Annotated in this window: 26 protein-coding genes; 14 read left to right on the top strand and 12 right to left on the bottom strand. The window is 68.5% G+C overall.

Annotated elements, in window-relative coordinates:
• Window positions 1–15: 15 nt before the first annotated feature.
• The 3 genes from F1D05_RS20170 (at window position 16) to F1D05_RS20160 (ending at window position 4036) form a co-directional block, all read left to right on the top strand.
• Window positions 16–1653: an ATP/GTP-binding protein gene (locus F1D05_RS20170; protein WP_246485796.1), complete on the top strand. Its 1638-nt coding sequence runs from the start codon at window positions 16–18 to the stop codon at window positions 1651–1653.
• A gap of 164 nt (window positions 1654–1817) precedes the next feature.
• Entirely contained in the window at window positions 1818–3797 is a 1980-nt protein-coding gene (locus F1D05_RS20165; protein WP_185441734.1) for a type IV secretory system conjugative DNA transfer family protein, read from the top strand.
• Window positions 3719–4036 (top strand): DUF4913 domain-containing protein, encoded by a 318-nt coding sequence (locus F1D05_RS20160; RefSeq protein ID WP_185449269.1) that lies wholly within the window; start codon window positions 3719–3721, stop codon window positions 4034–4036. The genes F1D05_RS20165 and F1D05_RS20160 overlap by 79 nt, the downstream gene beginning before the upstream one ends.
• Here the strand turns inward: F1D05_RS20160 and F1D05_RS20155 are convergent.
• Window positions 4033–4725, bottom strand: coding sequence for a TetR/AcrR family transcriptional regulator (locus F1D05_RS20155; protein ID WP_185441733.1), 693 nt, complete (start codon window positions 4723–4725; stop codon window positions 4033–4035). The genes F1D05_RS20160 and F1D05_RS20155 overlap by 4 nt on opposite strands.
• Window positions 4726–4856: 131 nt before the next feature.
• Here F1D05_RS20155 and F1D05_RS20150 point away from each other — a divergent pair, with 131 nt between their 5' ends.
• Entirely contained in the window at window positions 4857–5201 is a 345-nt protein-coding gene (locus F1D05_RS20150) for a YrdB family protein (RefSeq protein ID WP_185441732.1), read from the top strand.
• Between the two features lie 92 nt (window positions 5202–5293).
• On the opposite strand, the gene F1D05_RS20145 is transcribed toward F1D05_RS20150, so the two are convergent.
• Window positions 5294–5980 (bottom strand): hypothetical protein, encoded by a 687-nt coding sequence (locus F1D05_RS20145; RefSeq protein ID WP_185441731.1) that lies wholly within the window; start codon window positions 5978–5980, stop codon window positions 5294–5296.
• A gap of 81 nt (window positions 5981–6061) precedes the next feature.
• On the opposite strand from F1D05_RS20145, the gene F1D05_RS20140 reads away from it, so the two are divergent.
• The 3 genes from F1D05_RS20140 to F1D05_RS40495 are packed head-to-tail and all read left to right on the top strand — an operon-like array spanning window position 6062 to window position 7451.
• Entirely contained in the window at window positions 6062–6421 is a 360-nt protein-coding gene (locus F1D05_RS20140; protein ID WP_206685775.1) for a MerR family transcriptional regulator, read from the top strand.
• A gap of 36 nt (window positions 6422–6457) precedes the next feature.
• Window positions 6458–6898, top strand: coding sequence for an alcohol dehydrogenase catalytic domain-containing protein (locus F1D05_RS40500; protein ID WP_246485795.1), 441 nt, complete (start codon window positions 6458–6460; stop codon window positions 6896–6898).
• 4 nt (window positions 6899–6902) lie between these two features.
• Window positions 6903–7451, top strand: a complete 549-nt coding sequence (locus F1D05_RS40495; protein ID WP_246485794.1) for a zinc-binding dehydrogenase — start codon at window positions 6903–6905, stop codon at window positions 7449–7451.
• Between the two features lie 12 nt (window positions 7452–7463).
• On the opposite strand, the gene F1D05_RS20130 is transcribed toward F1D05_RS40495, so the two are convergent.
• The gene (locus F1D05_RS20130; protein WP_185441730.1) at window positions 7464–8789 is read right to left on the bottom strand and encodes an MATE family efflux transporter; all 1326 of its coding nucleotides are present in this window, start codon (window positions 8787–8789) and stop codon (window positions 7464–7466) included.
• A 422-nt stretch (window positions 8790–9211) separates the two neighbouring features.
• Here F1D05_RS20130 and dnaB point away from each other — a divergent pair, with 422 nt between their 5' ends.
• Complete coding sequence (dnaB, locus tag F1D05_RS20125) at window positions 9212–11104, top strand: replicative DNA helicase (RefSeq protein ID WP_428994967.1); 1893 nt, start codon at window positions 9212–9214, stop codon at window positions 11102–11104.
• Here dnaB and F1D05_RS20120 read toward each other — a convergent pair whose 3' ends face one another.
• Window positions 11105–11668 carry a TetR/AcrR family transcriptional regulator gene (locus F1D05_RS20120; protein ID WP_185441729.1) on the bottom strand — a complete coding sequence of 188 codons (564 nt, stop codon included), beginning with the start codon at window positions 11666–11668 and terminating at the stop codon, window positions 11105–11107.
• Window positions 11669–11754: 86 nt separating this feature from the next.
• On the opposite strand from F1D05_RS20120, the gene F1D05_RS20115 reads away from it, so the two are divergent.
• Window positions 11755–12096, top strand: coding sequence for a DUF2218 domain-containing protein (locus tag F1D05_RS20115; RefSeq protein WP_185441728.1), 342 nt, complete (start codon window positions 11755–11757; stop codon window positions 12094–12096).
• A 55-nt stretch (window positions 12097–12151) separates the two neighbouring features.
• Here the strand turns inward: F1D05_RS20115 and F1D05_RS20110 are convergent, their stop codons facing one another.
• Window positions 12152–12793: a MerR family transcriptional regulator gene (locus F1D05_RS20110; protein ID WP_185441727.1), complete on the bottom strand. Its 642-nt coding sequence runs from the start codon at window positions 12791–12793 to the stop codon at window positions 12152–12154.
• Between the two features lie 88 nt (window positions 12794–12881).
• Between F1D05_RS20110 and F1D05_RS20105 the strand changes: the two genes are divergently transcribed.
• Together F1D05_RS20105 and F1D05_RS20100 are read left to right on the top strand one after the other, a co-directional pair.
• Window positions 12882–13157 (top strand): hypothetical protein, encoded by a 276-nt coding sequence (locus tag F1D05_RS20105; RefSeq protein ID WP_206685774.1) that lies wholly within the window; start codon window positions 12882–12884, stop codon window positions 13155–13157.
• Window positions 13148–13555, top strand: a complete 408-nt coding sequence (locus F1D05_RS20100; RefSeq protein WP_185441726.1) for a hypothetical protein — start codon at window positions 13148–13150, stop codon at window positions 13553–13555. The genes F1D05_RS20105 and F1D05_RS20100 overlap by 10 nt, the downstream gene beginning before the upstream one ends.
• 187 nt (window positions 13556–13742) lie before the next feature.
• On the opposite strand, the gene F1D05_RS20095 is transcribed toward F1D05_RS20100, so the two are convergent.
• Window positions 13743–14708: a helix-turn-helix transcriptional regulator gene (locus F1D05_RS20095; protein ID WP_246485793.1), complete on the bottom strand. Its 966-nt coding sequence runs from the start codon at window positions 14706–14708 to the stop codon at window positions 13743–13745.
• Between the two features lie 64 nt (window positions 14709–14772).
• On the opposite strand from F1D05_RS20095, the gene F1D05_RS20090 reads away from it, so the two are divergent.
• Window positions 14773–16080 (top strand): FAD-binding oxidoreductase, encoded by a 1308-nt coding sequence (locus tag F1D05_RS20090; RefSeq protein ID WP_185441725.1) that lies wholly within the window; start codon window positions 14773–14775, stop codon window positions 16078–16080.
• On the opposite strand, the gene F1D05_RS20085 is transcribed toward F1D05_RS20090, so the two are convergent.
• The 6 genes from F1D05_RS20085 to F1D05_RS20060 all read right to left on the bottom strand — a co-directional run bounded on the left by F1D05_RS20085 (window position 16077) and on the right by F1D05_RS20060 (window position 20543).
• A complete protein-coding gene (locus F1D05_RS20085) occupies window positions 16077–16472 on the bottom strand; it encodes a RidA family protein (RefSeq protein WP_185441724.1) in 396 nt (131 codons plus the stop codon). The genes F1D05_RS20090 and F1D05_RS20085 overlap by 4 nt on opposite strands.
• A 70-nt stretch (window positions 16473–16542) precedes the next feature.
• Window positions 16543–17364 (bottom strand): alpha/beta fold hydrolase, encoded by an 822-nt coding sequence (locus tag F1D05_RS20080; RefSeq protein ID WP_185441723.1) that lies wholly within the window; start codon window positions 17362–17364, stop codon window positions 16543–16545.
• Window positions 17361–18278: an alpha/beta hydrolase gene (locus tag F1D05_RS20075; RefSeq protein ID WP_206685773.1), complete on the bottom strand. Its 918-nt coding sequence runs from the start codon at window positions 18276–18278 to the stop codon at window positions 17361–17363. Before F1D05_RS20075 ends, F1D05_RS20080 begins: the two co-directional genes overlap by 4 nt.
• 224 nt (window positions 18279–18502) lie before the next feature.
• Complete coding sequence (locus F1D05_RS20070) at window positions 18503–19132, bottom strand: hypothetical protein (protein ID WP_206685772.1); 630 nt, start codon at window positions 19130–19132, stop codon at window positions 18503–18505.
• Window positions 19133–19180: 48 nt separating this feature from the next.
• Window positions 19181–19612, bottom strand: a complete 432-nt coding sequence (locus tag F1D05_RS20065; protein ID WP_185441722.1) for a protein-tyrosine phosphatase family protein — start codon at window positions 19610–19612, stop codon at window positions 19181–19183.
• A 31-nt stretch (window positions 19613–19643) separates the two neighbouring features.
• Window positions 19644–20543: a LysR family transcriptional regulator gene (locus F1D05_RS20060; protein ID WP_185441721.1), complete on the bottom strand. Its 900-nt coding sequence runs from the start codon at window positions 20541–20543 to the stop codon at window positions 19644–19646.
• Window positions 20544–20625: 82 nt separating this feature from the next.
• Between F1D05_RS20060 and F1D05_RS20055 the strand changes: the two genes are divergently transcribed.
• Complete coding sequence (locus tag F1D05_RS20055; RefSeq protein WP_185441720.1) at window positions 20626–21867, top strand: MFS transporter; 1242 nt, start codon at window positions 20626–20628, stop codon at window positions 21865–21867.
• 9 nt (window positions 21868–21876) lie between these two features.
• Entirely contained in the window at window positions 21877–22587 is a 711-nt protein-coding gene (locus tag F1D05_RS20050) for a dienelactone hydrolase family protein (RefSeq protein WP_185441719.1), read from the top strand.
• Window positions 22588–22590 lie beyond the last annotated feature (3 nt).

Genomic DNA, 22590 nt, shown 5'->3' with positions numbered 1-22590 from the left:
CCAGCGGGAGGCCCTGTGAGCAAGAAGAAGCCGGTCGACCCCATGCGGGGCGGCAAGCGGCCGATGCCCCGCGGCTGGCCCGGCATGGGCGGCGGCTACTCGACGTACCTGCAGGCACCGGCCGAGTGGCGCGGTACGACGGTCCAGGTGTGCGGGATGTGGCCGTTCGCGGCCGGCACCGGCAGCCCGATGGTCGGCGTACCGATCGGCCGCAACATCCTCTCCGGCGCGACCATGTGCTGCGACCCGATCAGCTGGTTCATGCGCGCCAAGCTGATCTCCAACCCGTCGGTCTTCGTGCTCGGCAAGCCCGGCCTGGGCAAGTCCACGATCATCCGGCGGATGGCGCTGGGCCTGGCCGGCTACGGGATCATGCCGCTGGTGCTCGGCGACCTGAAGCCGGACTACAAGGACCTGATCGAGGCCCTCGGCGGCCAGGTGATCGAGCTGGGTCGTGGCCGTGGCCACCTGAACGTGCTCGACCCCGGTGAGTCCCGCAAGGCCGCGTTGCGGTTGACCGGTAGCGCCCGGCAGGCGATCCAGGCCGACGCGCACGGGCGCCGGTCGACGATGGTGTCCGCGCTGATCTCGATCATGCGGTCGGGGCCGCCGACGGACCGCGAAGAGACCATCATCGACGAGGCGCTGAAGGTCCTCGACGAACGCCACGACGGCACCCCCGTACTGCGGGATCTGCTGAAGGTGATCCAGGAAGCTCCGGACCGGGTCCGCGACGTCGCGCTGGACCGCGGCAGCATGGAACGCTACCGGCAGATCACCGAAGGACTCGAGGCCTCGCTGATCGGCCTGGTCGGCGGCGGCAGGCTCGGCGAGATCTTCTCCGAACAGACCGACCAGCCGATGGCGATGGACCGGCCGGTCGTCTTCGACGTGTCGAACATCGACGACTCCGAGACGAGCCTGCAAGCCGCCGTACTGCTGGCCTGCTGGTCGTACGGGTTCGGCGCGGTCGCGGTCTCGCAGGCCCTCGCCGATGCCGGTCTCGAGCCGCGGCGGCACTACTTCGTCATCCTCGACGAGCTCTGGCGGGTACTGCGCGCGGGACGCGGTCTGGTCGACCGGGTCGACGCGCTGACCCGGCTGAACCGGCAGCGTGGTGTCGGGATGGCGATGATCTCGCACACCATGTCCGACCTGCTCGCGCTGGAGCACTCCGAGGACCGGATGAAGGCGAAGGGTTTCGTCGAGCGGTCCGGGATGGTGATCTGCGGCGGACTGCCGCGGGCCGAGATGGAGAACCTGACCGCCGTCGTACCGCTGTCGGGCGAGGAGCAGAACATGCTCATCGGCTGGCAGGACCCGCCCGCCTGGGACCCGGCCACCGGTGAGGAGTCGGCACCGCCCGGACGAGGGAACTTCCTGGTCAAGGTCGGTGGCCGCCCCGGCATCCCGGTGCATGTCGCGCTGACCTCGGTCGAGCGCGAGATCAACGACACCAACAAGCTGTGGAAGACCGGCGCGGACGGCCGGCCGCTGAAGGTGGAGATCGCCGAGGACGGTACCGAGGAGGTCGTCGCGGAGTACACCTTCGACGACCCGGCCACGCTGCCCCCGCCCGACCCGGGCACCCTGCTGGCACCCCCGCCCGATCCCGCCACCCGAGTAGCCGCCAAAACTGGAGTGGAGGAGTAAGTGTCCACCATCCGAAGTCAGCACGCCGTCTCCGGCGCCCAGGCGGGCGCCTCGCCGCATTGTCGGAAGCGCACGATGGAAAAGGGATCGCCCACTCCCTCCGCCTTGCGATCCACCCACCTGAACACCGGAGCCGACGCGCTGACTCCGGACGGAGGACACTGATGGCCCAGGGCAAGAAGTCCACCGGTCCCGGCGGGTTGTCGATCGAGTCGGTGCTGGTGTTCGTCGCGATCGGCCTGTTCGTGGTCGTCGTCGGTGGCATCTGGTCGTCGCTCAAGGTCGCCGCGGCGATCAACAAGTCCCGCACGATCGGCGGCAACCCGATCGGCGCGCTCACGGACCTGATCAACGGCCGGGTCGAATGGTCCGGCGCCGCGACCGGCGTACTGCTGCTGGAGCTCGTCCTGCTCGCCGCGCTGGCCGGCGGCGGCTTCTACCTCGTCACCAGGATCGGCAAGCCCGGCTCACGGGTGGACCAGTCCGCCCAGCTGATGTCGAAGCGCAAGGACATCTACAAGCTGACCCGCCAGGGCGCCCAGGACATCGCCAACCGCCTCGGCACCGGCCACGCCGGCCCCGGTGTGATGATCGGCCGCACCGTCCGCGACAACCTGGAAGTCTTCGGCTCCTGGGAAGACATGCACGTCGACGTCTGGGGCCCCCGGACCGGTAAGACCACGTCGCGGGCAGTGCCGGCGATCCTGGAAGCGCCGGGGGCGGTGGTGGCTACCTCGAACAAGCGGGACATCGTCGACGCCACCCGCGACCCGCGCGCGGCGAAGGGCCCGGTCTGGGTCTTCGATCCGCAGGAGGTCTGCGGCGAGGAGCCGAACTGGTGGTGGAACCCGCTCAGCTACATCACCGACGAGACCAAGGCCCGGCAGTTGGCTGAGCACTTCGTCGCGTCGCAGCGGTCCGAGTCGGCCCGGACGGATGCCTTCTTCGATGCCGCCGGCACCGATCTGCTGGCCGGCCTGCTGCTCGCCGCCGCGGTGGCGAAGCGGCCGATCACCCAGATCTACACCTGGCTCGCGGATCCGAGGAACGACGAGCCGGAGCGGATCCTGCGGTCCACTCCCGGGCTCCAGCTGTCCGCGGATGCGCTTGCCGGTGTCATCAGCGCGCCCGACAAGCAGCGCGGTGGCATCTACGGAACGGCCCAGCAGAGCGCGCAGTTCCTGATCAACCGCAAGGTGACCGGCTGGGTCATCCCGAACGGCCCGAACGACAACCGGCCGCAGTTCAACCCCTACCAGTTCGTCCGCGAAGGCGGCACCCTGTACAGCCTGTCCAAGGAAGGCGCCGGTACTGCGGGCCCGCTGGTCACCGCGTTGACGGTGGCCGTGGTCGAAGCCGCCGAGGACTACGCGAAGACCTGCGCCGGCGGCCGGATGCCGAGCCCGCTCGTCGGCGTGCTGGACGAGGCGGCGAACGTCTGCCGCTGGAAGGATCTGCCGGACCTCTACAGCCACTTCGGCTCCCGCGGCATCGTGCTGATGACGATCCTGCAGTCCTGGGCGCAAGGCGTGGAGTGCTGGGGCGAGCGCGGCATGGAGAAGCTGTGGTCCGCCGCGAACATCCGCGTGTACGGCGGTGGTGTGTCCGACGCGAACTTCCTCGAGCGGCTGAGCAAGCTGATCGGCGACTACGACATCACCTCGAACTCGGTGTCGTACAACAAGGGCGAGCGCGGTACGAGCCGGCAGACCCAGCGCCACCACATCATGGAGGTCTCCGACCTCGCCTCGATGCCACCGGGACGCGCGGTCGTGTTCCCGTCCGGGATCCCGGCCACGATGATCAAGACGGTGCCTTGGATGGTCGGCCCGTACGCCGCTGCCGTGAAGGCCTCTTTCGCTCACCACGATCCGGGCGCGTCGGCTCCGGCCATCACCGAGAGCGGTGCGGGCGCGTGGATAGCGGCCGGCCGTCCGCAGTCGTCTGCGCCGGCTGCGCCCAGCGGGCCCGCCGGCACCGGTCTGGGAGCAGACCGAGGAGCAACGCCGTGGATGGTGAACAGGAGCTCTTCTATCCACACGTTGCCGCCTTCGTCGAGGACCGGCTGGTCTACCTGTACTGCCGCCGCATCGGGCAGCAGTTCGTCTGGTGCCCGGAGTGGTACCGGCACGCGGAGGCGCTGAGCCGGCTGGACTCGATCTGGCGGGCGTGGGAGCACCTGCGCCTCGACCCGGCGACCGGCATGTCGGTCTGGTGGCGTGACCACGCGGACCCGCACATGATGGCGTTGCTCGATCCCGACGGGCCGTTCGCGGCCTGTCGCGGGTCGCACAGCGACTACCCGATCCCGCCGCTTCCCGTGGAGGCACCACCGGCCGGCCTCTTCTTCGACCAGCGCCAGACGAACCTGCACGGCGTCTAGGCGCCGGAGCCTGGGAGGCCGAGCGTGGCGCCCAGGCGGGCCAGTTGGTGGTCCAGGTGGGCAGGGAACTGGGTGACGGTGTTGGTGAACTGGCCGAACAACTCCAGGCTCACCAGGCCGCACAGCGATGAGAAGGCCAGCAGGCCGCGCGCGAGGATCTCTGGCCTGAGCTCGCCAGGTAGAGCGGGACCGACGCGCTCCAGCTCGCGGTGCAGGGCAGCCGTCATCGGTGGATCGTCCTGGGACGGCTCCAGCCGGGCATCTGCGAGCAGGGCGAGGATGAGGAGGGGGACACGGCTCCCGGCGGCCGTGGTCCGCTCAGGCGGCGCGTGATACCCGGGGACCGGGCTGCCGTAGAGCAGGGCCCACTCGGCCGGGTTGGCGACGGCCCACCGGCGTACGGCGCGGCCGATGGTCAGCCAGCGGCGGTCCAGGTCGTCCCGGCGGCTCCGCGCCTCGGCCGCCTCCACCGCGTCTCCGAACGAGTTGTACGACTCTTCGATCAGCAGGGTGAGCAGCTCGTCGCGGCTCGGCACATACCGGTAGATGGCGGACGAGACCAGGCCGAGCTCGCGGGCGATCGCTCGCAGGGACAGGCCGGCCGAGCCTTCGGTGCTGAGCTGCTGGTGGGCGATCCGGAGGATGTCGGCCATCGTCTGCTGATGGGCGCGTTGTCTCGGCGTCGTCATCCCCCGATCATCGCGCGGCAGGTGAGCACCGGCAACTTGAGAGAGCGGTGCTCTTGCTTTTGGCCGACCGATCAGGCACACTTGAAGCAAGAGAGAGCGGTGCTCTCACAAAATTGAAGGAGTGGGGATCGATGCAGGAGATCTGGCGATGGGGCAACCTGGGCCTGGCATTCGCGGTCGAGCTGGCCGTACTGGGAATCTTCGCCTGGTGGGGCTGGCACACCGGAGCCGGTACGCCGGTCAAGCTCCTGCTCGCGATCGGGCTCCCCGTCCTGGCCGCCGTCGGCTGGGGTCTTTTCGCGGCGCCGAAGGCGAACTACGGAAGTCCGGTCGTCACCACCATCGTCAAGGTCGCCTTCTTCGGCCTGGCCGGGCTGGCGTTGTGGAGCCTCGACCACTGGCTCCTCGGCGCGGCCTTCGTCCTGGTCGTCGCCGCGAACCTGCTCGTCATCCGGCTCGGCCACATCACGGCCTAAGCCCGCGCGCTGGGGCAGTTCGGCACCCGCACCGGCGCACCGGCGCACCGGCGTACGGCGTCTCGTCCGGCCGCCTGGCCGCGTACGCGGGGCTACTCGCCCAGGCCGAAGTCCCGGAGTTCCTTGGTCTTGGGTTTGCGGCGGCCGAGGTTCTTGCGGGCCCGGGGCGTGCGCTGCGGGGGATTGCGCACCGCCTCGGCAGCAGGAGGTTGCTCGAGCTTGCGGCCGTCGGCCTCGCGGCGGTATTCGCGGGCATCCGCGGCGTACGAGTCGGCGGTGGCGTCATCACGGTTGGCCCGGAGGTTCTCGATCGTGCCGGACACACGCGCCCGCCCGGCCGCGTCGCGATCCGCCTCGGCGGCGGGATCATCCCGGCCGGCCGCACCCGCTTCCAGCCGGGCGGCGCGATCGAAGTCCTGCCGCGCGAGCCGGCGCTCGGAGTCCGCGTGGGAGCGAAAGTTGTCCCGGCCGCGTTCGCCGGCATGAGCCAGCCGCAGCGCCTCCGCCACTTCGGCCTCGGCCCGGTTCACATCGACCCGGCGCCGGGTGTCGTGGCGCTCGCGTTCGCCGCGGGCATCCTCGTCGTCCCGGATTCGCCGCGCCTCGGCGTCGTCGTCCGCCGGGCCGACGGCCGCGGTCTCAGCCAGGTCGGCACCGGCCTCCCACTCCCGGGCGCGACGGTCCTCGCCGGCGGCCTCCGCGCCAGGCGCGCCCTCGTCCTCGCCCTTGGCGTGCGCCGGGTCCAGCCCGATGGTCTGCTCGTCGTCCGCGTCGGCCATGCCGCTCCTTCCGTCCAGGCACCACGATGCCGCAAGGACAGGTCAGCTGAACAGCCGGCCGGAAGAAGAGGAGCCAGGACGGTGTTGGTTCCGGGTATGAAGATCGGTGCGGCCGCCACGGCCAGCGGCGTGAGCGCGAGATCGCTGCGGTACTACGAGGACGAAGGCCTGATCGTCCCCGGCCGGTTCAGCAACGGCTACCGCGACTACTGCCAGTCCACCATCGACCGGGTCGCGGTGATCCGCTCGCTGCTGGAGTCCGGATTGCCGGTCCGCCTGGTGCGGGATCTGCTGCCCAACCTCGGCGCCGGGTCGGTCTGCTCCGAGTTCGTGGCCGAGGTGGAGAACTACCGCGATCGGCTCGCGAGCCGGGTCGCCGTACTCACTGCTCAGCAGGCTGCGCTCGACGCCTACCTGCGCGAAGTCGGTCGCCCCGCTTGACCTTGACGCCTGCGTGAGAGTTCTACGTTCCGGCGCATGGAGACCAACGAGACGATGCGAGCCCTGGTCCAGCAGTCGCACCACGGACCGGGAGACCTGATCCTGACCGACGTACGCCGCCCCGAGCCGGGGCCGGGCGAGTACCTGGTGCGAGTGGGTGCTGCCGGGGTCAACTTCGCCGACGTCATGCAGACGCACGGCAGCTACGGGGGAGGACCGAAGCCGCCGTACGCCGCAGGCTTCGAAGCAGCCGGGGAGATCGTCCGCGTCGGTCCAGAGGTCGAACATACCTTCCCGATCGGTACCCATGTCATCGGTGCGGGCCCTGGCGCTTTCGCCGAGTACGTCGTGTTGCCGGCGGGCCGGCGTGCTTCCGGTGCCGTCGGGTTGGAGCGATGCCGAGGCCCTCGGTCTGGTGCTGAACTGGGCGACCGCGTTAGCAGCACTGAAGCCCCTGGGCGGACTCGAGCCAGGTGAGACCGTGCTCATCCACGCCGCGGCAGGCGGTGTGGGTCAGGCTGCCGTCCGCCTTGCTCACCACTACGGCGCCCGAGTGATTGCTACTGCCGCACCAGCCAAGCATGACGCCGTACTAGCGCTTGGTGCCGATAAGGTCCTGGACAGTGCGCGTGCCGACCTCGCGGTGGAGGTCACCCGCCTGACCGGTGGTGTTGACCTGGTCCTGGAGTCAGTGGGACGGACTACCTTCGCGGCCAGCCTGTCCGTCGCCAAGCCGATCAGCGGACGAGTCGTCGTGTTCGGAGCATCCTCCGGAGACGCCACTCTGACTACTCGCGACCTGGTGTTCACCAACCCGGTGCAGGTCAAAGGACTGCACATCGGAGCCCTGGCCACCGCTGCGCCGGCTCTGTACCGGTCGCTGCTCACCGAACTGCATGGACTCGTTGCCCAAGGCGTCTATCCACCAGGTCGCCCACAGCTCCACCCGTTGGCAGACGGGCCAGTGGTACTCCGGGAGCTCGAAGCAAGGCGGACGACTGGCAAACATGCTCTCGACCCTTGGCGCTAGAGGCTCGCTGATTCAGCGGACTGCGCCGGTGACCAGCCAGGCGTCGCGGCGCTCGCGCAGTACCAGGGTGAGGAAGCGCAGCAGCATGTACCCACCGAACGCCCACCACAGCGCGATGATCCCGCCGTCGAGCCACTGCACGCTGAGCGCCAGCGGTGCGAACAGGATCAACGCGATGATCCCCGCCACCGCCAGGTACGGCCCGTCGCCCGCCCCGATCAGTACGCCGTCCAGTACAAACACCACACCGTTGATCGGCTGCCAGATCGCGGCAACCAGCAGTACTGCGGCCAGTGTGTGACGCACCTCGGGGTCAGTGGTGAACAAGGGCACGTAGAGGTCTCGCAGACCCCACAGCGCCAGACCGCTGACCACACCCGACCCCAGGCCCCACCACATCATCCGACGGGTGATCGCCCGGGTGCCTGCGACGTCCCCTGCGCCCAGTGATCGTCCTGTCAGCGCCTGGGCCGCGATAGCGATCGCGTCGAGCGCAAGGGCGAGGAACGTCCACAGTGTGAAGGCGACCTGGTGTGCCGCGACCGACGTAGTACCGAGTGAGGTTGCTACGAAGGTGGTGAGCACGATCGCGACCCGCAGCGTCATCGTCCGTACTACGAGTGGGATGCCGGCGTGCGCCGAGGCGAGGATCCCCGGGCGGTCAGGCCGCAGTTTGGCGCCGTCCTTGCGAGCACCACGAACCACCACGACGACCAGTGCCACTCCGGCCGCGGTCTGGGCGAGCGCAGTACCGAGTGCTGAGCCGGCGATGTTCAGGTTGAGGCCGTAGACCAGGAAGAGGTTGAGACCGATGTTGACCAGGTTGGCCGAGATGGCGACCACCATGGGGGTCTTGGTGTCCTGCAGACCACGCAGTACGCCGGTCGCTGCCAGCAGCAGGAGCATGGACGGTATGCCGAAGCAGGAGATCCGCAGGTAGGTGACCGCGTAGTCCGCTACGTCCGGCGAAGGGTGGAACCCGGCTATCGCGAGCGGGGCCAGCAGTAGCCCGGCAACAGCCAGTACTACGCCGAGCAGCAGGGCTAGCCAGAGTCCGTCGATGCCCTGCGCGAGTGCTCCCTTGTGGTCACCCGCGCCGATCCGCCTCGCCACTGCGGAGGTCGTGCCGTAGGCCAGAAAGACGCAGATCCCGACCAGGGTCTGCAGGATCGTCCCGGCGACTCCCAGCGCCGCCAGTTGCGGCGTACCGAGGTGTCCCACGATCGCGGAGTCGGCCAGCAGCATCAGCGGCTCGGAGACCAGCGCGAAGAACGCCGGCACGGCCAGCCGGAGGATCTCCCGGTCCTGGGCCGGCCAGGTAAGGGGCACGGGGATCATTGTGCCTGGCGCCGCCTGTGTCCCTGCCCGGGGTGGTGGGGCGGGGAAGGAGTGAGACAGCGCATCGGACCTGGGGGTATCGAATCTTTTTCTTCTCCACAGTTGTGGGTAGACAAACTCGCAGGTCAGAGGCAGGTTGTGGATCTTCGTCCCCAACTATCCACAGGGATATACCCAACCTGTGCACACCTGATCGGCGGGTTATGCACGGCTTGTCCACACCCCCTGTGGACGGCTGACTACCAGGGTCCGGGGTCCGGGGCGTACGGTCGCGTGACTGACACCGTCCGCCCGCAGTCTCGGGGTCGGGAACGCCTGCGGATGTGCCGGTAGAAAGTGTCGGCGCTGCTGGTTACCATTCGATCAGTTGTTCGAAAACGTGCTGGATCCGCGTCTGTGCGGCGCTGGCGCGTGCGGGTGCGATGTGGGTTCGGGTGGCGGACGAGGAGGTCGGACGAGTGAGCGTTGCGGAGTTCCGCGGGGGGCCGGGCGGCGGCGGGAACGAAGAGCGCTCCCCACAGCTGGGTTTCGACCGGACCCCACCCCAGGACCTGGCCGCCGAGCAGTGTGTGCTCGGCGCGATGATGCTCAGCAAGGACGCGATCGCGGACGTGATCGAGACCCTGCGGGGCACGGACTTCTACCGGCCGGCGCACGAGATCGTCTTCGACGCGGTCACCGACCTGTATGCCCGGGGCGAGCCGGCTGACGCGATCACTGTCGCCGCCGAGCTGGCCAAGCGTGGCGAGATGGCGCGGATCGGCGGCGCGCCGTACGTGCACACCCTGGTCGCCTCGGTGCCGCTCGCCGCGAACGCCGGGTACTACGCGCACATCGTCCGGGAGAAGGCGATCCTGCGCCGCCTGGTCGAGGCCGGGACCAAGATCGTCCAGATCGGGTACGCCGGTGAGGGTGAGGTCGACGATGTCGTCGACCAGGCGCAAGCGGAGATCTACTCGGTCACCGAGAAGCGCACCACCGAGGACTACGCGCCGCTGAAGGACATCATGGAGGGCGCCCTCGACGAGATCGAGGCGATCGACTCCCGCGGTGACGCGATGGTCGGCGTCCCGACCGGCTTCACCGACCTCGACGAGCTCACCAACGGCCTGCACCCCGGCCAGATGGTCATCGTCGCGGCCCGGCCGGCGATGGGTAAGGCGCTGGCGCTGGACACCCCGCTGCCGACACCGACCGGCTGGACCACGATGGGCGAGGTCGCGGCCGGCGACGAGCTGATCGACGCCGACGGCCGCCCCACCCGGGTGGTCGCCGCCACCGAGGTGCTGTACGACCGGCCCTGCTACGAGCTCATTTTCTCCGACCACACCACCCTCATCGCCGACGCGAACCACCAGTGGGTCGTCGAGGACGGAGGCCAGTCCGTCGTCTGCACGACGCTGGATCTGTACAGCGCCATGGGAGGCAACTCCGGGCTGACTCCGCTGGTGCCGCGATCGGCGCCGCGCGAGGTCATCGGGCACGGTGTCTCGACCGGCATCATCGGCGATTCCGACCGTCGGCTGGAGCGGGTCGAGCCGGTCGCGAGTGTGCCGGTGCGGTGCGTGGAGGTCGACAACGACGACCACCTGTACCTGGCCGGCAAGTCGATGATCCCGACCCACAACTCCACGCTCGGGCTGGACTTCGCCAGGTCGGCTTCGATCAAGCACGGCCTGACGTCGTGTGTCTTCTCGCTGGAGATGAGCCGCAACGAGATCACCATGCGGTTGCTCTCGGCGGAGGCGAAGGTGCCGCTGCACCACATGCGCAACGGCAAGATGACCGACGAGGACTGGGCCCGGCTGGCGCGCAAGATGGGCGAGGTGTCCGAGGCGCCGCTGTTCATCGACGACTCGCCGAACCTCACCATGATGGAGATCCGCGCCAAGGCCCGCCGCCTCAAGCAGCGCCACGACCTGAAGCTGATCGTCATCGACTACCTCCAGCTGATGACGTCCGGCAAGAAGGTCGAGTCCCGCCAACTCGAGGTCTCCGAGTTCTCCCGCTCCATCAAGCTCCTCGCCAAGGAACTCGAACTCCCCGTCATCGCCATCTGCCAGCTCAACCGAGGCTCCGAACAACGCTCCGACAAACGCCCGATGGCCTCCGACCTCCGCGAATCAGGCTCGCTCGAACAGGATGCCGACTTGGTCATCCTGTTGCACCGCGAAGACGCCTACGAGCGGGAGTCCACTCGGCCCGGTGAAGCGGACTTCATCGTGGCCAAGCACCGCAACGGCCCGACCGCAGACATCGTTGTGGCGTTCCAGGGCCACTACTCGCGGTTCGTGGATATGGCCCACGACGGCTGATCACGGGTGGAGGGCTGTCAGGGTTACTGCTACCAGGCGGTGGATGGCGGCTTTGGTGGGTAGGGCGCCGGCGGCGGTGAGGGCGTGGAGGCAGTAGATCGCGAGCTCGCCGGGAGGGACGTCTGTGCGGACATCGCCGGCTGCGGCGGCGTCCGACAGTAGGTCTCGGATGAAGGTGTGGAGGTGCTGCCGGGCCTGGCTGACGTGGTCGGCTCGGTGGAGCGAGGTGGCGAGGTCGGATCCGGGGTGCTGGTGCGAAAGCACGGCGTACGCCGCCAGGACGGCCTCTAGTCGTTCGGCGGGGGAGTCTGCGCGGTCGCGGATCGCCGCGAGCTGGTCCAGGTGCGACTGGACCTGCCGCTCGTGCCAGGCGGTGAGGATCGTCTCTACGTCGGGAAAGTACTTGTAGAGGGTCGCGCGGCCGATGCCTGTCTCTTTGGCGATCTGCGACATCGTCACCGCGGCCGGACCGTGCTCGGCGACCAGTGCTGCGGTCGCGGTCAGGGTCGCGTCGCGCACCGCGTTGCGGTGCGCCTCGATCGTGACGTTCCACAGCTTCGGCACAGCTGTACCTTACAGCTCGTCCTGCCTATAGACAGATCGCATTGACCTTGACACTGTGTATCGTAAAAGTGAAAGGAGAGATGGCGATGACCGGCTCAGAGGCACTCGTGGTGACTGGCAGAGCGGATCGCTACCTGGAGCAGTTCGCCAAGCACTTCGCTCATCGGCCAGGCGGCATCCAGGCTCAGCTCGACGACGACGGCGGGCTCCTGGTCGACTTCGGCGGAGCAACCTGCAGGATGCGCGCGACAGCCGAAGGGCTGGCGCTGTCTGCCGAGGCCGCCGGCGCTGAGGAGCTCGGTCAGCTCCAGCGTCGCCTGACCGAACGACTCGAACAGATCGGTCGCCGCGACGGAATCGCCGTGCGGTGGAATCCCGACTTCACCTCTGCAGCATCGCAAGACGCGGGCGGACATCGACGCCACTGACACCGTCGGGGCTACTCATCCCACTTCGCACAGAGGACCACGACGGCTGATCGAGCTAGGTCCAGCGGTGGGCTGAGGTGGATTCTTGGGATAGGAGGCGGAGGGACGAGATGAGGGTTTCGCCGAGGATGGTGCCGATGATGACGCTTTCGGCGATTTGGCCGGGGGTGGTGTGGTCGGGGCCGGAGGTGACGGCGGCGACCTCTAGGGCGGTGAACTTCTCGACGGCGTCGGCGTAGGCGTCGAGGAGGTTGGCGAGGTGATCCTGGCCGAGGGAGCGCATGGTCGCGAGCGTCTCCGTCAAGGTCGTGAGTGCGGGGGCGTCGGCCTCGACCTTCCAGTCGCGGGACTTGATCAGGGCTTCGACCTGGGCGGCGGCTGCTTCGGTGGTGCTGTCCTGTGGGGCTGAGGTGAGCTGCCGGCGCGAGATGATCGCGCGGTGGGCGCGGCCGATCTGGTCGTGTAGGGACATCGTTTCCGAGTCCAGCCCGGCCAAGATCTCCTTCACCTGGGCGACAGGCACGCCGGCGAGGTCGATCAAGGCGCGTACGAGTCGCAACCGGCGTACGTGGAGCTCGCCGTAGCTCGCCTGGTTCGGGCTGGTCAGCTCGCCGGGGGGAAGCAGGCTTTCGCGCAGGTAGTACTTGATCGTGGGCACCGGCACCCCGGAGACCCGGCTCAACTCAGCGATCCGCAAAATCCACTTGCCTCCTCGTCGCCTGTGATGGATAGTACCAGTGTCCATTAACGGATAGCGTGGCTATCCAAGACAAGGAATGATCCCGATGATCGCGTCAACCAGGTGGGCAGCCGGGCTGAGCCTCGCCGCCCTGTTCGTGATGTTGCTCCCGGCCAACATCTACGATGCCGTCGCCGATGTGTCGTTCGCGAACGGCGAAAGCGCGACCCCGCTCTGGCAGCGGATCCCCGAACAGATTCTCTATATCGCCGTCGTGCTCTGGGTAGCGCGCTCGGCGGACAGCACGCCCGTACGGCGTCTGCTGACCGCGTCTCGCCGGCCCCGGCAGGCATCCACCGAAGGAGCACCATCATGGAACTGAGCGACCCGTCCCGGATGATCGCGGGGGTGATCCTGCTGACCATCGCCACGATCGAGTTCGGTGGCTGGTTCATGACCAAGATCGTTCGCGGGGACGTCCCGATGACCGAGTTCCAGAAGTCGTTCGCGCGTGCTGGTCACGGGCATGCCGGCGTACTGGTGATCCTGAGCCTGGTCGGGCTGCTGTACGTCGACTCGACCAGCCTGTCCGGATTCTTCCTCTGGGTGGGCCGGCTCGGAGTTCCGATCGCCGCCATCCTGATGTCCGGCGGCTTCTTCGCCTCGTCCGCCGGCAAGGACCGGACCAAGCCGAACCAGTTCATCTGGATGCTCGCCGCCGGTGCGGCCAGCCTCGCGATCGGCGTCATCACCCTCGGCCTCGGCCTCCTCACCGCCTGACCGAGCCACCAGCCCGACACCGAGAGGAGCTGTTGCAATAGGTCTCGTCCGGATGGTCTCCCCGCCGCGAGGGGCGGCGAGGAGACCGGGTGACGGGCTCGAGCGGGTCCTGATGCACGTCGAGGCGCCGACTCACAAGCGCGACGTCGTGCTCCTCAAAAGCTTCCGCACTCAGAAGGCCACGAAGTCAGCCGTGCAGTTGCCGGCCGACCTTGTCGATGAGGTCAGCCAGTTCGGGTGAGGCTTCGAGCGTGTACGGCGCGCCGAGCGCGACCACGCCGGCAACGTACTGGATCAGCAGCGATGGCGAGTCGGCGGTGATCCGTAGTACGCAGGCATCGTCACCGGTGGGATAGAGCCGGCCCGGGATCAGGCCGAAGAAGGCTGCTCGCACCGCCGATAAGGGCAGCTCCACCTCGATCCGGACCCAGTGCCGATAAGAGGCCGACGCGAAGGACTCGGCCAGGTACGACGCGGCGTCCGCGGCCGGGAGCTCCCGCGCTTCGAAGTGATGGCGGGTCGGTGCGACGTCGGAGATCCGGTCCACCCGGAACGTCCGCCAATCCCTCCGATCCGGGTCGTAGGCGAGCAGGTACCAGCGACCGTGCAGCGTCACCAGCCGATGCGGTTCGACCCGCCGCTGGGTCGGCTCACCACGCCGTGTCGAGTAGCCGAAGGCAACGATCTCCAGGTCCCGGCAACAAGCCGCCAATACTGCGAGCAGCCCGGGATCCACCTGCGGCATCCCGTCCCGCACCACCACTTCGGCCGCGCTGACCGCAGCAACTTGGGGCCGTAATCGCGGCGGCAGCACCTGCTCCAGCTTGGCGAGTGCGCTCATCGAGCTCTCCTCGATCCCCGCGACTCCGCCGGCCGCCGCACTCGCGAGCCCGATCGCCACAGCGACGGCTTCGTCGTCGTCCAGCAACAGGGGCGGCACGTTCTTCCCCGAGGCGAGCCGGTACCCGCCCGCGAGCCCCGTCGTACCGGTGACCGGGTAGTCGAGGGCGCGGAGTCGCTCGACGTCACGCCGTACGGTCCGGCCGGTGACGCCGAGGCGCTCGGCCAACTCGGCGCCGGACCACTTGCGCCGGCTCTGCAGCAAGGCCAGCAGCCGGAGCATTCGCCCGGGCAGATCCTTTCGCGCACTCACAGGATCCAGAGTCGCAGATCTTTAGGACAAGATGAGTCCGGAATGGCGATTAGCGTCCCTTCATATGACTACCGAACTGAGCACCATCGACGGGCCGCTGTGGACGAAGGACACGGACGGGTACGACGAGGCCCGGCTGGGATTCCAGCGCCTCGACCCGCATCAGCCGGCGTACGTCGTGGGCGTCACGTGCGCTCAGGACGTCCAGTTGGCGGTGCGATTTGCCCACGAGAACGGCCTCAAGCTCGCGGTGAAGGCCACGGGCCACGGCCACCTGAACCCGCTCGACGGCGGCATCCTCATCACCACCGACCGCCTCAGCAACGTCACCATCGATCCGGACGCCAAGACCGCATGGATCGAAGCCGGCGCGACCTGGAAGCAGGTCATCGATGCCGCCGCACCGCATGGACTCGCGCCTCTCTCCGGCAGCTTCCCGAATCTCGGCGCGATCCCGTACATCCTCGGCGGCGGCCTCGGCCTGATGGCGCGGCAGTACGGCTACACGGCCGACCACGTCCGCCGGATCGAGGTCGTCACGCCCGACGGCGTACTACGGAACGCCGAGGACGACCCCAACTTGTTCTGGGCGCTTCGCGGCGGCATCGGCAACTTCGGCATCGTCACCCGCCTGGAGATCGACCTGTTCCCGGTCAAGACCCTGTACGGCGGAAGCTTGTACTACGACCTCAAGGCAAACCCGGGTGCGCTCGAAACCTGGCGGGAGTGGACCCTCACCGTCCCCGACAGCGTCACCTCGGCGGTCGCAGTACTGGTGTTCCCGGACATCCCGCAGGTCCCGGCGCCGCTTCGCGGGAAGCACGTCGCCCAATTCCAGCTCAGCATTCTCGACGGCGGCGAGGACCTGGTCCGGCCGCTCCGGCAGATCGGTGAGCCGTTGGTCGACACCGTCGGAGAGCTGCCGTACACCGAGTCGGCCAAGATCTTCGCCGAGCCGGATCGGGCCGATGCCTTCAGCTCCCGCAACGTCCTGCTGAGCGCGCTCGACCCGAAGGCGCTGGCCACCGTGCCGAAGCTGACCGGGCGGAAGGCGCGCTGCATCATCGGCATCCGGCACCTCGGCGGAGCGCTCGCCAAAGCGCCCGAGGTCCCGAACGCGATGGGTCACCGCGACGCGCAGTACTCGGTGACTGTGCTCTCGATCGGTGAGAAGGACGAGAGCGCGTTGCAGCGCGCGATCCTCGACCCGTTCGCCGACCAGGTGATCGGGCGGTTGCTCAACTTCAGCAGCGCCGCGCTCGACGAAGCCGACCTCCGAGCCGCCTTCGACGAGGGGGACTACGAGCGTCTGTGGGAGCTCCGGGCCCGTTATGACTCCGACGAACTCCTCCAGCCCAACCACCCGTTCTAAAGCGCGGCGGTGACGTCGACCTCGACGAGTTGGCCCGGGAAGCCGAGTTGGGCGACGCCGAGCAGCGTGCTCGCAGTACTGAAAGCGGGCGCGAGCGGCGACTCGGTCAACCGGGCCCACACCGCGCTGAGGTCCTCCCGCACCGGGCTGACCACATAGATGACAGTCCGTACGACGTCCTCCGGGCGCGCGCCGACCGACTCGAGGGCAACCAGGATGTTCCGGACCACCTGGTCGGTCTGCCCGTCGAACCCGCCCTCGGCCAGCTCCCCGGCCTCATCCAGCGGACACTGCCCAGCCAGAAACACCAGCTGCTCAGCCTCGACCTTGGTCACATGGTGATACCCGGGCGTCGCGTGCAGCCCTGCAGGGTTCGAGCGTTCGATCGTCACCCATCCGACCCAACGCCACCAGGCCGGGCGGCGTCAACGGGATATCGCGCACTCGCCACGGCACCGAGGCTCAGGCGAACTCGGCGATCAGCTGCGCCAGCCGGGCGGGCTGGTCGAGGGGGATGAGCGTGTAGCTGTCGTCGACCTCGATCAGCTTGCCCTGGGGAAGAAGATCCGCCAGCCGCCGCCCGTGCTCCGGTGGCATCACCCGATCCTGGGCGGCCCAGATCACGAGCGCCGGCCGGTCGAAGGCGGGTAGCTCCTCGGACGCCTTCAGCAGGAGGTGTTTGTCGGCGAAGGCTGCTCGCAGTACCCGTACTGCGTCTCGCCGGATCGCCGCGTCCCGCAGTACGGGCTGTAACCATCGGGCGGTAGCCGCGTCGCCTCGCTTGGTCAGCCAACCGAAGGTGATCGGCAACCGCCGCATTGCCCGGAGGCGGAGCTGCTGGAGGAACAGCCCGAGCAGGCCCGGCGAGAGCTTGCCGACCAGCGCGAGCATCTTCCCGGTGAGCCCGGGCGGCAGGTTGTCGAACGCCTCGCAGGACACCAGCACGATCCGGCCGACGCGGTCGGAGGGGAGCATCAACTGGACCAGTGCTCCGCCGGTGTCGTTGCCGACCAGCGTGACGTCCCTCAGGTCCAGGCGATCGAGGAACTCCTCGACCAACCGGGCCACGCCCGGCAACGACAGATCGGCCTCGGGCCGCATGGCGCGTCGATGGGCACCGAGCGGAAGAGTCGGTACTACGCAACGGTGGCCGGCCGACAACTCCGCGACCGGGCCGTCCCAGAGCGATGAGTCCATCATCAACCCGTGCAGCAACACGATCGTCGGCCCGGACCCGACGTCGACGTACTCGATCGTCCCGGCCGGCAATTCGATCTCTTTCACGCGCCCCGCCGAAGCTGGACAACCGGTGCCTCGCCTGCTGCGCCGGTCTGCCTGGGTGTGGTCGCGGGTTGGTTGAGGAGGTGCTGGCGGAGGAATGCGAGTTCGGCCTCGACGACGGGCTCGTGTTGTTCCAGGAAAGGCGCGTAGTGACCGCCGGGGACGCGGATGAGTTCGGCATGCGGCGCTCGGCCGGCCGCGGCGATCGAGGGTGCGGCGAGTGCTGATTGGTCTTGGTCGGCGACGACTACGAGCAGCGGTACCTTCACCTGCGGCGCATGCCTGCCTGGTCGGTAGAGGGTGACGCGGAGCGCGGAGCGGGCGGCGACGAGCTGCAGCCAGTCCGGGTACTGGTTGCCAGGATTCAGTGCCTCATTGGTTCGCTGGGCGTCTGGCGTGGTGAGCAGCGCGACCGTGCCCGGCTCAGCTACGAGCGGCACCAGCCGCGGCGGCCTGCCGATGAGACTGCCGAGCGCATCGAGGATCGCCCGGCCGGTGAAATGCAGCATGGTCGACGGCTTCTGATGGCGAGCCGCGTTCCGGGCCGCGGCCGGCCCGTCGGCGTTGGGCGTCTGTGCGATGGCGGCCGCGAGCTGCGGGTTCCGCGCGGCGACCGGGAAGATGTAGCCGCCCGAGAGCGAGAACGCCCAGATCGCGATCTTGCCCGGATCGACCTCCGGCAGCGTCCCGGCGTACTCGATCGCGGCCCGCCAGTCGGCCAGTTGCTCCCCGACGCGAGCCACTTGCCGCGGCTCCCCACCGCTCTCCCCGAGATGCCGGTAGTCGAAGGCCAGCACGGAGAACCCCGCCTCGTGGAACCGCTGCGCGAACCTATCGGTCCCTGGCTCCTTGGTCACGGCGAACCCGCCGGCCATGATCACGCACCCGCCGTTCGTGCCCGGATAGTGCCAGGCCACACACTCCACATCCCCACTCGCAAACCGCACCCGCACCCGCTCCACAGACCCACCAGCTCCCTCTCCAGCCCGGACCACTCTCGCTAAAGTGAACCACCTGGTTCGCAAACTGTCCAGAGCTGTCCCGATGGACAGGTAGTGGCCGATGGCAACTAGTGCACCCAGGCGTTGCCGGGTACCCCGCGTACGCCGTACGGGGGTGCACTACCTGTCGGTCGGGACGCTCAGGCCGGAGTGGACTCTTCGCGGGTAAGTGCCCGGTCGAGTGCGGCGAAGCCGGCGTTGATGCCGTCGCCGTCGCCGCTGGTGCGCCATTCGACCAGGAAGCCGCGAAGCACGCCGAGGATCATCTCGGCGACCTCGTGCTTGCGGCGTGGATCCCAATCGTCAGGGCAGATCGAGAGCAGCGACGGCAGGTACTGCTTGGACGCTTCCCGAGCGAGTTGCGCGTACCGCGCCGAGTCGTACATCGCCAGCCCGATCGCCTGGTCCAGCACCCACGCCTCCTCGCCGACGAGAACCGGCCACATCGCGCGCACTCGCCCTGCCAGCGTTCGGCTGGCTGATTCCTCCGCCGCGGCGGCCATGCTTCGGTCGATCCGGCGGGTGCGAAGTCGCAGTACCGCCTGCGTGAGCAGGTCTTCGGGGCCGTCGAAGTAATAGAGCAACACCTTGTGCGTGGTCCCGGCTGCGCGTGCCGCCCGCCGGAGCGAGAAGTCGACAAGCCCGTTGACGCCGAGCTCGTCGGTCACCTTCTCGAGCAGTTCGAGCCGCCGCGCTTCACCCCGCGCCGACCCGGCCGACCGCCGGTAGCCGGCGCGCTCCGGCGGGGCCTCGCCCTCAGACACATCCACCGCGCCAGTATCCAGTCAAAACCGTCAGTACTCCGTACTGCGCTCGCCTCAGCCGGCGAAGCGGCGTACGAACCTCTTCTGCCAGGGCGTCTCGACGGCATGATGGTCGTAGTTCGCACGGACGAACTCCACTGCTCGAGAAGCCGGTACGCCGTCAAGCACGGCCAGACAAGCCAGCGCCGTTCCGGTCCGCCCCCGCCCACTGGCGCAGGCGACCTCGACCCGCTCCGACGTCGCGCGATCGAGGAGCTGCACCAGCACCGACCGCGCCTCGACGCGATCCTTCGGCAACCGGAAGTCCGGCCACACGAGCCAGCGTGATTCCCAGCTGACCTCGGGCGGCTCCTTGCCCAGCAGATAGACCCCGTACGTCGGCAACTGTCCAGCAGGTAAGGGATTCCGCAGCCCCCGACCTCGTACCAACCGCCCCGACGGAAGCCGCAAAACCCCGGCCCCGCCCTGATCCCACCCGTCATCCATCAGCCCACAGTAGCCAGGCGCCAAGCTGGGTCTAGAAGGCGTTGCGGGGGAGGATCGAGTCGGTGAGCAGGTCGAGGAGAGCGGTCACCGCTCTGCTCGGTCGCTTGCCGCTCAGCGTGATCGCCGACAGCGTCCAGGTCAGCTTCACGTCCGTAAGCCGCAGCGCGGTCACCCCAGGCTGTCCGTCGGCATCAAGCGCCGGTACTACGGCCACTCCCAACCCCGCGCGGACGTAGTCCGGCACGCTGGTCAGATCGGGGACCTCCACCTGCACCCGGCGCGGGATCCCGGCGTTGTCGAAGGCGCGATCGACAGCGATCCGGTTGCCGAACCCGCCCAGCTGGTCGATGAAGCGTTCGCCGGTGAGGTCTTTCAGCCGGATCCCGTCGCGACCGGCCAGCCGGTGGTCCGGGGGCACCAGTACGACGTACGGCACGGTGGCCAGCTCGCGTGGCTGCAGTCCGGTCAGCTCGGTGGGGTTCAGCCCGACCAGGGAAACGTCGAGCCGGCCGTGCCGGACGTCGTCGGCCAGGCCGCTGGAACCGGTCGGCGAGGTGGTCACCTGGACCTCGACCAACGGGTACTTCTGGTAGAACGCGCCGAGCAGCGCGGCGAGATCCACCAGCCCGAGTCGCGTCAACGTGCCGATCCGGATGTTGCCGCGGAGCCCGGTCGACGCCTCCTCGACCACCGCGCGGGCCCGGTCCAGCGCCTCCAGAGCGGCCTTCGCCTCCGGCAACAGCGCCTCGCCGGTGGCGGACAAGGTGACCCGCCGGGTGGAGCGGTCGAACAAGGTGGTCTTGAGATCCGTCTCCAAGGCCCGGATGGCGGCCGAGACGGTGGACTGGACCGCGAACATCCGCTGCGCCGCCCGGGTGAAGCTCAACTCCTCGGCCACCGCGACGAAGTACTCCAACTGTCTCGAGTCCATAGCGTCTATTATCGCTAACGTCGATAAGTGAGTGCAAGAAGATTCGTTGGACTCGATAGATGAAGCGGCTCACTCTGGAGACATGACAACACTGACCGGCCCCCGACCGCTCTCCCAGGCCGGCTCGCGCGTGCGGTTCGCCCACGGCACGGGCTTCTGGGTGATCGCGGCCGCATTCCTGATCACGATGGCCTTCTCCACGGTCCCCACCCCGCTCTACGCGATCTACCAGCGCCGGGACGGCTTCCCGACCTTCATGATCACGGTCATCTTCGCCACCTACGCGGTCGGCGTGATGGCGAGCCTCTACCTGGCCGGCCACGTCAGCGATTGGCTCGGCCGTCGCCGGGTCGCGCTGCTCGCAGTACTGGCAGAGGCTGTGTCCGCCGTGATCTTCCTGCTCTGGCAGGACGTTCCCGGCCTGCTGCTGGCTCGGTTCATCTCGGGTGTCGGAGTCGGGGCGCTGACCGCCACCGCGACCGCGCATCTCTCCGAACTCCGGCAGATCGCGCGACCGGAGCAGGACCCGAGCCGGTCGGCGCTGATCTCCTCGATGGTGAACCTCGGCGGCCTCGCGTTCGGGCCTCTCGTCGGCGGGATCCTGGCGGAGTACGTGTCCAGGCCGCTCGACCGTCCGTACGAGGTGTTCCTGGTCCTGCTGCTGATCAGCGCCGTCGGGATCGCGCTGGTTCCGGAGACGGTCGAGCGGCTGGAGGAGCGACCGGCGTACCGGCCGCAGAAGGTGGCCTTGCCGAGCGCCGCGAAGCCGTTGTTCTTCGCGACCGCAGCCGGAGCGTTCGCCGCCTTCGCGATCTTCGGACTCTTCACCTCGCTGGCACCGACGTTCCTGGGCGGCACCCTGCATCACACCTCGCGGCTGCTCGCCGGGGTGGTGACCTTCGCGGTCTTCGTCGCGGGTGCGCTGAGCCAGGCCGTGTTCGTGCGGCTGACCCGGCAGCGGCAGTTGCAGCTCGGGCTGGTGCTGATGTCGGTCGGCCTCATCGGTGTCGCGGTCGGCGGACTGGCTCCCAGTCTGTGGCTGTTCGTGATCGGTGGTGTCGTCGCCGGTGCGGGCGTCGGCCTGGTCTTCCGTGGAGCTGTCGTGACTGCCGCTTCGCTGGCGGACGCCGGCTCGCGCGGTGAGGTTCTCGCCGCCCTGTTCCTGATCGCGTACGCCGGTCTCGCGGTCCCCGTCCTCTCGATCGGCGTCGGCGTCGCCTTCCTCCCGGACCAGGTCGCGCTGTTGATCTTCTCGGCGATCATCCTGGTGATGGTCAACGTCGCCGGCCTCCGGATGCTGAAGGCGAATCGCGTCCAGGGATAGCCTCGCGGCATGAGTATCGAAACGTCGACTGTTTCCGTTGGGGATCTCACTGCTTACCTGGCCCGCCCGGCTTCGGCCGGTGCCGGGCCGGGCATGTTGCTGCTGCCGATGATCACCGGAATCGGTGCGCAGCTCCGGGACTGGGCGGACGAGCTGGCCGGACGTGGGGTCACCGCGCTGGTCTGGGATCCGTTCAAGGGCCGTAGTACGGACAACTCGAGCAGGGAAGAGCTGAGCGAGCTGCTGGGTGGGCTCGACGACGACACCGTGCTGGCCGAGCAGGTGGCGTTGCTCGACCATCTGCTGGGCGACCTCGGGTGTTCGAAGGCCGGCGTGATCGGCTGGTGCCTCGGCGGCCGCTTCGCGTTGTTGCTGGCGGCAAGGGAGCACCGGCTCGCGAGCGTCACGGCGTACCACCCGACCACGCCGTCCGCGCTGCGGCCGAACCACTCGTACGACACGATCGCCGAGGCTGCAGCGATTACCGCGCCGGTGCTGGTGATCTACCCGGGCAACGACGCCGCGGTGCCCGTCGCCGACTTCGAAGCACTGCAGACGTCACTCCAGGGCCGGTCGAGTGGCGCCACCATCACCCAGTTCTACCCAGGCGCGGACCACGGCTTCTCCGACAAGTCCCGCCACGACGTCGAGGTCAACGCCGCAGCCTTCAAACTCTCCTGGCCCCAGGCGTTGGACTTCATCAACACCACAACTACATAAGGC

The sequence above is a fragment of the Kribbella qitaiheensis genome (assembly GCF_014217565.1).
Classification (GTDB): domain Bacteria; phylum Actinomycetota; class Actinomycetes; order Propionibacteriales; family Kribbellaceae; genus Kribbella; species Kribbella qitaiheensis_A.
This window is presented reverse-complemented; position numbering and strand designations above follow the sequence as displayed.